This window comes from uncultured Blautia sp. (genome assembly GCF_902497045.1).
GTDB lineage: Bacteria > Bacillota > Clostridia > Lachnospirales > Lachnospiraceae > Blautia_A.
Window position 1 is genome coordinate 1 of record NZ_CABVDF010000173.1, and the last position, 6,162, is coordinate 6,162.

Here is a 6,162-nt window from a genome sequence, read left to right on the forward strand (position 1 = left end):
TTTTTTGAAATAAAAAGATTTTGGTAAAAGACAACAGCAGGAGGACATGGATTTGAGCGAAAAAATTTTACTGATCGACGGACACAGTATTTTGAACCGTGCATTTTACGGACTTCCGGATCTGACAAATTCGGAGGGTCAGCATACGGGAGCAGTATATGGGTTTTTGAATATTATGTTCCGCATACTGGAGGAGGAAAAACCGGATTATCTGACAGTGGCTTTTGATCTTCATGAGCCTACATTCCGGCATAAAATATTTGACGCTTATAAAGGAACCCGTAAAGGAATGCCTTCCGAACTGGTAGAGCAGGTTCCTCTGATGAGAGAAATGCTGACTGCTATGGGAGTAAAAACCGTTTCCATGGGCGGATACGAGGCAGATGATCTTCTTGGTACTCTTGCCCGAAGAAGCGAGGCTCAGGGAATGGATGTAACCATTCTTTCCGGAGACAGGGACCTTCTCCAGCTTGCTACAGACAAGGTTCTGATTCGCCTGCCAAAAACTTCACGGGGTAAAACCACCATTGAAGATTTCCATACAAAAGAGGTGATCGAGAAATATCAGGTGACACCACCCCAGATCATTGAACTGAAGGCTTTGATGGGAGATTCCTCTGACAATATCCCAGGTATTCCAGGCGTGGGAGAAAAAACAGCCACCAAACTGATCGTCCAGTATGGTTCTATCGAAAATGCTCATGACCATCTGGAGGAGGTTAAGCCAAATAAAGCCCGGGAATCTCTGAGGGATCACTATGATATGGCAGTTCTCAGCAAAACTCTGGCAACTATCAATACAGAAAGTCCTCTGGAATACTCCTATGAGGAGGCAAGACTTGGAAATCTTTATACACCGGAGGCCTACGAGCTTTGCAGGCGTCTGGAATTCAAAAATCTTCTGGGACGTTTTGACACAAAGGCGGCGCCGGAAAGCACTATGGAACAGAGCTTTTTTACCTGTGCTGACCTGAGCGGGGCAGAGAAGCTTTTTGCCAAAGCGGCAGAAAAAACATATATTGGCACATCTTTGATCGCGGACAGAGATCAGGTGTATGGTCTGGGTCTGGCGCTGGAAAAAGATGAGATCTATTACCTTCCGGCAGAAGGGCTTATGACTGGAGAATATCTTTGCAGCAAGCTGTCAGATCTTGGGAATCATGTCAGGATCTCTGCTATGGATATAAAAGCTTTGTTAAAACATACAGATCTTAAAGATACTTCGCAGGTGTTTGATATGGGGATTGGGGCGTATCTTTTGAATCCCCTGAAATCCTCGTATACTTATGAGGATATTGCCAGAGAGTACTTGAATGGAATAAGCCTTCCTTCCAGAGAAGAACTTCTGGGAAAAATGACCTTTGCAAAGGCATGGGAAGCCTCCTCAGAAAAACTGGGCATTTTTGCCTGTTATGAGGCTTTTACAGTTTTAGCTGCCAGAGAACCGGTACAGGATGCTCTTCAGGAAAGCGGCATGTGGAAGGTTTATACAGAGATTGAGCTTCCGCTGGTATTTACTTTGGACTCTATGGAAAAATGGGGCATCCGGGTAAAAGGAGAAGAATTAAAGGCTTATGGAGAAAAACTCAGCATCAGGATACAGGAACTGGAGCAACTGATTTATGAGAAAGCGGGAGAAGAATTTAATATCAACTCTCCCAAACAGCTGGGGGTGATCCTGTTTGAAAAAATGGGAATTCCCGGAGGCAGGAAGACAAAAACCGGCTATTCGACAGCTGCAGATATTCTGGAGAAGCTTGCGCCGGAGCAGCCGATCGTCAGCGATATCCTGGAATACAGACAGCTTACAAAGCTGAAATCCACTTATGCAGACGGACTGGGCGCTGTGATCGAAAAGGATGGAAGGATTCATTCCACCTTTAATCAGACTATTACAGCTACAGGACGTATCAGCAGCACAGAACCAAATCTTCAGAATATCCCTGTCCGTATGGAACTGGGACGGCTGATCCGCAAGGTTTTTGTACCGGAGGAGGGATATGTATTTCTGGATGCAGACTATTCGCAGATTGAACTGCGTGTGCTGGCTCATATGTCCGGGGATGAAAAGCTGATCCAGGCATACAGGGAGGCGCAGGACATCCACAGACTTACTGCTTCTCAGGTGTTCCATATTCCTTTTGATCAGGTGACAGATCTTCAGAGAAGAAATGCAAAGGCAGTAAACTTTGGTATTGTTTACGGAATCAGTTCTTTTGGACTAAGCCAGGATCTGAGCATTACCCGTAAGGAAGCGGCAGATTATATCGAAAAATATTTTGAATCTTATCCGAGGATCAAGGATTTCCTTGACGGAATGGTAGAGGATGGAAAAGAAAAAGGCTATGTTTCCACTATGTTTGGAAGAAGACGCCCGGTTCCGGAACTGAAATCCAGCAATTTTATGCAGAGATCTTTTGGAGAACGTGTGGCAATGAATTCCCCGATCCAGGGAACTGCTGCAGATATCATCAAAATTGCCATGAATCGTGTTTACGAAAGACTGAACAGAGAAGGACTGCAGTCCCGTCTGGTGCTTCAGGTTCATGATGAGCTTCTTATAGAAACCAAAAAGGATGAGATCCCGGAGGTTTCCAGGATCCTTCAGGAAGAAATGAAAGGCGCGGCACAGCTTGCCGTAGAACTTGAGGTAGATATGCATCAGGGAGAAAGCTGGTACGAGGCCAAATGACAGGAGAACGGAATCATATGAAGGTTATTGGACTGACCGGCGGTGTAGGCGCAGGAAAAAGTACAGTCCTGAATTATCTGGAAGAGCATTTGTCCGCCTGTGTCGTACAGGCGGATCAGGTCGGACATCAGGTCATGGAGCCTGGAGAGAGGTGTTATGCTCAGATAGTGGAGCTGTTTGGAAAAAAAGTGACAAAAAATGACAAAACCATTGACCGGAAGAGGGTTTCTGATGTAGTATTCTGTAATGAGGAAATGCGTCAGAAATTAAACGGGATCGTTCATCCGGCGGTAAAGTCCCGGATACTGGAAAAAATACAGGAAGAAAGGGAAAAAGGCTGTAAACTCTTCGTTGTTGAGGCTGCACTTCTTCTGGAAGATCATTATGACGCATTTTGTGATAAGATCTGGTATGTGCATACAGACAAAGAAATCCGCATCAGCCGTCTCATGGCCAGCAGAGGTTACAGTCGTGAAAAGGCAGAGAATATTATTGCCAGTCAGGCATCAGAAGAGTTCTTTTTTTCTCATGCAGACTATGTGATAGAAAACAACGGATGTCCGCAGGACACATACAGACAGATAGAAGAAGGGATAAATAAACTATGAGACTTTGCAGCATAGCCAGCGGAAGCAGCGGTAACTGCATTTATGTAGGTTCAGAATGCGCCCATGTTCTGGTGGATATCGGCATCAGCGGAAAAAAGATGGAAACCGGTCTGAACAGTCTGGAGCTTACAGGAAGAGATATTGACGGGATACTGATCACCCATGAGCACTCCGATCATATCAAAGGACTGGGAGTGATCGCACGGAGATACGGGATTCCTATTTATGCCACCGGCGGAACCGTGGACGCTATGGTCCGCTCCGGATCTCTGGGAAAGATTCCGGAAGGAATCTTCCATGAAATACGAGAAGACGAACCTTTCCTTATCAAGGATCTGAAGGTGAAGCCCTTTACCATATCTCATGACGCAGCCCAGCCGGTGGGATACCGCCTGGAATGCGGAGCGCATTCGGTGGGGATCGCTACAGACCTTGGGAAATATAATGATTATATTATCGAAAATCTGCAGGATCTGGACGCTCTGCTTCTGGAGGCAAATCATGATATTCGCATGCTTCAGGTGGGGAAATATCCATATTACCTGAAACAGAGGATTCTGGGAGACAGGGGACACCTTTCCAATGAAAATGCAGGAAGACTTCTGTGCAGACTCCTTCATGACAATATGAAAGCAATCTTCCTGGGGCATTTAAGCAGAGAAAACAACTACGAGGAGCTGGCTTATGAAACAGTCTGCTCAGAGGTAACACTGGGAGACAACCCTTACAAATCAAAGGATTTTAAAATTCAGGTGGCGAAACGGGACTTTGCTTCCGAGGCAGTTACCGTATAGAAAGGATCAAATACCATGAAAAAAACAATCATCACAGTAGTAGGAAATGACACAGTAGGAATTATTGCAAAGGTATGTACCTATCTGGCAGACAACAACGTAAACATTCTTGACATTACCCAGACTATCGTACAGGGTTATTTCAATATGATGATGGTAACAGATACCAGTGCATCTGCAAAAGACAGCGCATCCCTTGCAAGAGAGCTGAACGACCTGGGGGACAGCATCGGCGTCGTGATCCACTGCCAGCATGAGGACATCTTTAACAAGATGCACAGAATCTAAAAAAGACCTGTTAGGACTACTGAAAGTATAAGGAGACATGAACCTATGATTAACATGTTTGAAGTAAATGAGACCAATAAGATGATCGAACAGGAAAACCTTGACGTTCGTACCATCACCATGGGAATCAGCCTTCTGGACTGTATCGACAGCGATCTGGAAAAGGTAAACGAAAATATTTACAATAAGATCACAAAATATGCAAAAGATCTGGTAGAAACCGGTGACAAGATTGCAGTGGAGTACGGGATTCCTATTGTGAACAAGCGTATTTCTGTTACTCCTGTTGCACTGGTAGGCGGAGCAGCCTGCCGTTCCACTGAGGATTTTGTTTCCATTGCAAAAACTCTGGACCGGGCAGCAAAAACAGTAGGCGTAAACTTCATCGGAGGCTATTCTGCTCTGGTAAGCAAGGGAATGACTCCCGCAGAGGAGCTTCTGATCCGTTCTATTCCCCAGGCTCTTGCTGTTACCGAGCGTGTATGCAGCTCTGTAAATGTAGGATCTACCAGAACCGGCATCAATATGGATGCGGTGAAGCTGATGGGTGAGATTGTGCTGGAAACTGCAAAAGCAAGCAGAGATCAGGACTCCCTTGGCTGTGCCAAGCTGGTTGTGTTCTGTAATGCGCCGGACGACAACCCGTTTATGGCAGGCGCTTTCCACGGAGTGACAGAAGCAGACTGCATTATCAATGTAGGAGTCAGCGGACCGGGTGTTGTAAAGACTGCACTTCAGAAAGTACGCGGCAAGGATTTTGAAACTCTTTGTGAAATGATCAAAAGAACAGCCTTTAAGGTTACCCGTGTAGGTCAGCTGGTGGCCAGGGAAGCATCTAAACGTCTTGGAGTTCCGTTTGGTATTGTAGACCTTTCTCTTGCACCGACTCCGGCTATTGGAGACAGTGTGGCAGAAATCCTTGAGGAGATTGGACTTGAGAGAGTGGGAGCTCCGGGGACAACAGCAGCTCTTGCCCTTCTGAATGATCAGGTAAAAAAAGGCGGCGTTATGGCCTCCGCAGCAGTAGGCGGATTAAGCGGTGCCTTTATTCCGGTCAGTGAAGACCAGGGAATGATCGATGCGGTAAATCTTGGAGCGCTTTCTCTGGAAAAACTGGAAGCAATGACCTGTGTCTGCTCCGTAGGACTGGATATGATCGCTATTCCGGGAGATACAAAGGCATCTACTATCTCCGGTATCATAGCAGATGAGGCGGCCATTGGAATGATCAACCAGAAGACAACGGCTGTGCGTGTGATCCCTGTGATCGGCAAAGGCGTTGGTGAAACTGTAGAATTCGGCGGACTTCTGGGATATGCGCCGATCATGCCGGTGAACTCTTTCTCCTGCGAGGCATTTGTTGACCGCGGCGGAAGAATTCCGGCTCCGATCCACAGCTTTAAAAATTAAAATACTAGGTTGACAACAGCGATTTCATGTGCTAAAGTATAAAACAACAAAACCGATGAGGAAGAAGAGTAAACATTTTTGTATCATTACAGAGAGCGGGGCATGGTGGAATCCCGTATGAAGCAGGATGTCGAATGGCCTTCCGAGGGCGGCCCGAAATCATTTTATCAGAGAGTAGGCGCTGACGGGAACCGAACCCGTTACCAATCAGGAGTGTATGTTTGTACATGAGAAAGTGGACATTTTGTCAATTTGAGTGGTACCGCGATAATAAGAAATTATTACCGTCTCAAGCATTAGCTTGAGGCGGTTTTTTTGTTAGGGCAAGGCCCTGTTTTACATTGTGAAGTTTTTCGTTGATCCGAAAAAC

Annotated in this window: 5 protein-coding genes and 1 other annotated feature; all 5 genes read left to right on the forward strand. The window is 45.9% G+C overall.

Annotated elements, in window-relative coordinates:
- Nucleotides 1-52 precede the first annotated feature (52 nt).
- From polA to RDS42_RS11340, 5 genes are read left to right on the forward strand one after another with little or no spacing between them, the layout of a single operon-like run.
- Entirely contained in the window at nucleotides 53-2,692 is a 2,640-nt protein-coding gene (polA, locus tag RDS42_RS11320; RefSeq protein WP_308783762.1) for a DNA polymerase I, read from the forward strand.
- A gap of 17 nt (nucleotides 2,693-2,709) precedes the next feature.
- Nucleotides 2,710-3,300 carry a dephospho-CoA kinase gene (gene coaE, locus RDS42_RS11325; RefSeq protein ID WP_308783763.1) on the forward strand — a complete coding sequence of 197 codons (591 nt, stop codon included), beginning with the start codon at nucleotides 2,710-2,712 and terminating at the stop codon, nucleotides 3,298-3,300.
- Nucleotides 3,297-4,094: an MBL fold metallo-hydrolase gene (locus RDS42_RS11330; protein ID WP_308783764.1), complete on the forward strand. Its 798-nt coding sequence runs from the start codon at nucleotides 3,297-3,299 to the stop codon at nucleotides 4,092-4,094. Before coaE ends, RDS42_RS11330 begins: the two co-directional genes overlap by 4 nt.
- A 15-nt stretch (nucleotides 4,095-4,109) precedes the next feature.
- A complete protein-coding gene (locus RDS42_RS11335) occupies nucleotides 4,110-4,382 on the forward strand; it encodes an ACT domain-containing protein (RefSeq protein ID WP_308783765.1) in 273 nt (90 codons plus the stop codon).
- Nucleotides 4,383-4,427: 45 nt separating this feature from the next.
- Nucleotides 4,428-5,792, forward strand: coding sequence for a PFL family protein (locus tag RDS42_RS11340; RefSeq protein WP_308783766.1), 1,365 nt, complete (start codon nucleotides 4,428-4,430; stop codon nucleotides 5,790-5,792).
- 46 nt (nucleotides 5,793-5,838) lie between these two features.
- Nucleotides 5,839-6,087 (forward strand) — a binding site (T-box leader).
- Nucleotides 6,088-6,162 lie beyond the last annotated feature (75 nt).

Coding starts and splice junctions, on each gene's coding strand:
- RDS42_RS11330 (WP_308783764.1), top strand. CDS start 3,297: ATGAGACTTTGCAGCATAGCCAGCGGAAGCAGCGGTAACTGCATTTAT.
- RDS42_RS11340 (WP_308783766.1), top strand. CDS start 4,428: ATGATTAACATGTTTGAAGTAAATGAGACCAATAAGATGATCGAACAG.
- RDS42_RS11335 (WP_308783765.1), top strand. CDS start 4,110: ATGAAAAAAACAATCATCACAGTAGTAGGAAATGACACAGTAGGAATT.
- coaE (WP_308783763.1), top strand. CDS start 2,710: ATGAAGGTTATTGGACTGACCGGCGGTGTAGGCGCAGGAAAAAGTACA.